The 4,217-nt window shown below is 64.9% G+C and carries 4 protein-coding genes; 3 read left to right on the top strand and 1 reads right to left on the bottom strand.

Features of this window, described 5'->3' with window-relative positions:
* The 3 genes from ACESL8_RS05795 to ACESL8_RS05785 all read left to right on the top strand — a co-directional run.
* The coding region (locus tag ACESL8_RS05795; protein ID WP_372916760.1) for a nitrilase-related carbon-nitrogen hydrolase at nt 1-508 on the top strand (508 nt) is incomplete at its 5' end.
* Nucleotides 509-534: 26 nt separating this feature from the next.
* Nucleotides 535-2,106 carry a helicase HerA-like domain-containing protein gene (locus tag ACESL8_RS05790; RefSeq protein WP_372916758.1) on the top strand — a complete coding sequence of 524 codons (1,572 nt, stop codon included), beginning with the start codon at nt 535-537 and terminating at the stop codon, nt 2,104-2,106.
* Nucleotides 2,103-3,113 (top strand): NADP-dependent oxidoreductase, encoded by a 1,011-nt coding sequence (locus ACESL8_RS05785; protein ID WP_372916756.1) that lies wholly within the window; start codon nt 2,103-2,105, stop codon nt 3,111-3,113. The genes ACESL8_RS05790 and ACESL8_RS05785 overlap by 4 nt, the downstream gene beginning before the upstream one ends.
* Before the next feature lie 10 nt (nt 3,114-3,123).
* Here ACESL8_RS05785 and ACESL8_RS05780 read toward each other — a convergent pair.
* Nucleotides 3,124-4,217: S41 family peptidase (locus ACESL8_RS05780; protein ID WP_372916754.1), on the bottom strand; the 1,094-nt coding region annotated here is incomplete at its 5' end.

The raw sequence follows: 4,217 nt of genomic DNA, 5'->3' as shown, positions 1-4,217 counted from the left end.
CGCTGCCGAACGGCTGGTGTGGGGGCAGGGCGGGCCGGACGACGTCCGCACGTTCGACAGTCCGCTGGGCCGCATCGCGCCGGTCATCTGCTGGGAAAATTTCATGCCGCATTTTCGGGCCGCGCTTTATGAGCAGGGCGTGACACTATGGGCGGCACCCACGGTAGACGACCGCCCGCAATGGGAAGTGGCGATGCGCCATATTGCTCACGAAGGCCGCTGCTTTCTGGTGTCGGCCTGCCAGTGGCTGCCGCCGTCGCAAACCGCACTGGGCGAGGCGATAACGCTGATCGACCGGGCTGTGGATGTGCCGCTGATCGCCGGCGGCAGCCTGATCGTTTCGCCGATGGGCGAGGTGCTGGCCGGGCCACTGCGGGGCGGCGAAGGGCTGATTATGGCCGAGGTTGATCTGGCCGACGTGGTGCGCGCCCGTTTTGATTTCGATGCCGCCGGCCACTATGCGCGGCCGGATATCTTCCGGCTGGACGTGACGCCGCCAACGCGCTGAAACTGCCGCAGCCAAGGAGACATGGTTTGACTGATTCCCTGTTCATCGGCCTTTCGGATCAGGACGCACCGCAATCGCTGGTGCTCAAGCGCGCCAACCGCCACGGCTTGATCGCGGGCGCCACCGGCACCGGCAAGACGGTGACGCTGCAAGGCCTGGCGGAAGAGTTCAGCCGCGCTGGGGTGCCGGTGTTCCTGGCCGATGTGAAAGGCGATATCGCCAGCATGGCACGCGCTGGCAGTGAGGCCGCAGCCTGGACCGGCAAGCGCGCGCTTGAGCTCAAGATGGCGGATTATGACTGGGAAGCCATGCCGGTGGTGTTCTGGGATCTGTTCGGCGAGCAGGGCCACCCCATTCGCACGACGATTTCGGAAATGGGCCCGCTGCTGCTGTCGCGGTTGATGGGGCTGAATGATACGCAGGAAGGCGTGCTCACCATCGCGTTCAAATATGCCGATGAGCATGATCTGCTGCTGCTCGATCTGGAAGACTTGCAGGCGATGCTGGCCTGGTGTGCCGACAACGCCGGCGAACTTTCGAGCAAATATGGCAATGTCACCAAGGCCAGCGTGGGTTCGATCCAGCGCCAGCTGCTGACGCTGGAAAGCCAGGGCGGCGCGGCGTTTTTTGGCGAACCGGCGTTTGATATCACCGATTTCATCGCGCTGGACGCCAAGGGCCGCGGCCGGGTGAACATTCTTGCGGCCGACAAATTGATGAACAGCCCGCGCCTGTATGCGACGTTTCTGTTGTGGCTGCTGGCCGAATTGTTCGAGACGCTGCCCGAGATCGGCGATCCCGACAAACCCAAATTGGTGTTCTTTTTTGACGAGGCGCACCTGCTGTTTGACGAAGCGCCCGACGCGTTGATGGACAAGGTGGAGCAGGTGGTGCGGCTGATAAGGTCCAAGGGCGTGGGCGTGTATTTCGTCACGCAGAACCCGATCGACATTCCGGAAAAAGTCGCTGGCCAGCTTGGCAACCGGGTGCAGCACGCGCTGCGCGCCTTTACCCCGCGCGATGCCCGCGCCATCAAATCGGCGGCCGAAACCTTCCGCCCCAATCCGCGGCTGGATGTGGCAGCGGTGATCACCGAGATGAGAGTGGGAGAGGCGCTGGTTTCGACGTTGATGCCCGATGGTGCGCCCAGCCCGGTGGAACGCACCCGTGTTGCGCCGCCGCGCAGCCGGGTGTGGCCGCTGACGCCGGGGGAGCGCATGGACGTGATCAATGCGTCGCCGTTTGCTGGCAAATACGAGGAGCGGATTGACCGCGATTCTGCTGCCGAGCTGCTGGTGATGAAGCGCGAGGAGCAGGCCGGGCAGGCGCAAGCCGACAAGGCGGCCGCCGTGCAGGCCAAGCTGGATGCGCAGGCGGCCAAGGACGAAGGACGGCTGGCGGCGACCCGCGAGCGCGAGGCCGCCCGGCTGGAAACCGTCAATGCCCGCGCCGCTGCCCGCGCCGCAGCCCGGCCGAGCACCACTGAAAAGGTGATTGAATCGGTGGCGCGTTCGGCGGCAAGTTCGATCGGCCGGCAATTGGCTGGCAGTGTGGGCAAAAGCCTGCTGCGCGGCATCTTGGGGAGCCTGTTCAAATGACCAATACACGCCGCTGGCTGCTGAAGACCCGTCCCGATGGCGCGTTGAAAGACAGTGATTTCGATCTTGTTATGGTGCCGATGCCTGAAGTGGGTGAGGGGCAGTTCCTTGTGCGCCTGACGCATTTTTCGTTCGACCCCACCCAGCGCGGGTGGTTGGGTGGGGATACCTATCTGCCTGCGGTTCCCATTGGCGGGGTGGTGCGCGCCGGCGGGATTGGCGACGTGGTGGAAAGCAAGCACCCCGGATTTGCCGTGGGTGACAGCGTGCAAGGCACCTTCGGCTGGCAGGAACACGCGTTGAGCGATGGGATGACCGAAACCGGCCCGGTGACCAAATTGCGCGGCGGCATCACGCCGGAGCAGGCGCTGGGCGTGTTCGGGGTGACGGGGTTGACCGCGTGGTTCGGCCTGACCGAAATCGGCAAGCCCAAGGCGGGCGATACCGTGCTGGTATCGGGCGCGGCGGGCGCGACCGGCAGCGTGGTGGTGCAGGTGGCCAAGGCGCTGGGCTGCACGGTGATCGGCATTGCCGGGGGCGAGGAAAAATGCCGCTGGGTGGTGGAACAGGCCGGGGCGGATGCCTGCATCGATTACCGCGCCGGCAACGTGGCACGTCAGATACGCGAGCACGCGAAAAAGGGCGTGAACGTGTTGTTCGAGAATGTTGGCGGCGAGATCCTGGACGGCGCATTGGCCAATCTGGCGCTGGGCGCGCGGGTGGTGCTGTGCGGCGGCATTTCGAGCTATAACGACACCGCCCAAGATCGCTCACCGGGCCTGCGCAATTACATGAACCTGACGATCATGCGCGGGCGCATGGAAGGCTTCATCGTGCTCGATTTCGCCAAGCGATACGGCGAGGGCGTGGCGGCATTATCCAAGCTGATGGGCGAGGGCAAGTTGACGACGGCCGAGGACGTGGCGCACGGTTTTGAAAATTGCCCAGCCACGTTGCGCCGGTTGTTCGAAGGCAAGAATTTCGGGAAGCAGTTGCTGAAGGTTTAGGGCGTCAGCGTCAAAAGGTTCCCGGCATCTCGCGCTGGGCGGCATTGGGGGCGCGGGTGAGCAGGGGCAGGCGGCCGAGTGATTGCTCGCGGATGTCGCCCGTGCCAGCGGCAATGGCGGCGCAACTCTCGCCGCGCAGCGAGGCGATGGCACGGCCGGTGGAGGCTTCGGCCGGAGTGCCCATCGGCTGAGTGTAATCATCGCTGGCAGTGCAGGTACGCCCGCCGCGTGACGGCAAATAGGGCGCCAATCCATCGTAATAATCGCCCTGGCGGCTGGCATTCTGAGTGGCGAAGGCAACGACGCGTAGCCGATCATCGCAGGCGGCGCGGTCGACGGCGATCTGGCCCACCGGTTTGCCCGAGGTGTTTTCGCCGACCAGCGTCAGCCGGTTCTGGGCATAAGGCAGCATGGCGTTGATCACCAATTCGCTGGCCGAGGCACTGGCATCGGTGGTGATGAAGGCCAGATTGGCCGGCGCCACGCTTTCGGGTGCGGCGCGGAACAAGCGGGCGGCGTTGCTGGCGGATTTGGACGGGCGAAAGGTGGTGAAGCTGAACACATCGCTGGCCAGCCGGCCCTGGCCCATCAGATCGCCCATCACTTCGGCGATGCGCACCAGGCCGCCGCCGTTATAGCGAAAATCGACGATGATATGGCGCGCGCCCTCGCTGCGGAAGCGGGCAAAGGCGCCGCGCAGCGGGGTTTCGGCGGTGGAAATGAAGGTGCGCAAATTGACATAACCAACCCGCCCCAGCCCCGGCTCGTCGAATGTCTGCACGCCAAAACGGCTGGACACCGGCGGGATGTTGAATTCCGCGCGGGTGATGGTGACGGTGCGTTCGGTGCCGTTCAGCGTGAAGCGGATCGTGCGGGTGACGCCCACCTGGCTTGGCCCCAGCGCATCGGACACGGCAGCGGAACCGCCCTGCGCGAACAACGTGGCGACCGGCACCATATTGTCGGGCGCGGTGCCGACGGCGAGCAGTTCGGCGCCGCGATCAAAGCCGGCGGCAAACGCTGGCCCGGTTTCGAACACGTCGAGGATGAAGACGCGGCGGGCCGTGCTGTCATATTCCAGCCTGATGCCGAACGCCGCCGTTT

The organism is Sandarakinorhabdus sp., from assembly GCF_041689835.1.
Classification (GTDB): domain Bacteria; phylum Pseudomonadota; class Alphaproteobacteria; order Sphingomonadales; family Sphingomonadaceae; genus Sandarakinorhabdus.
This window is presented reverse-complemented; position numbering and strand designations above follow the sequence as displayed.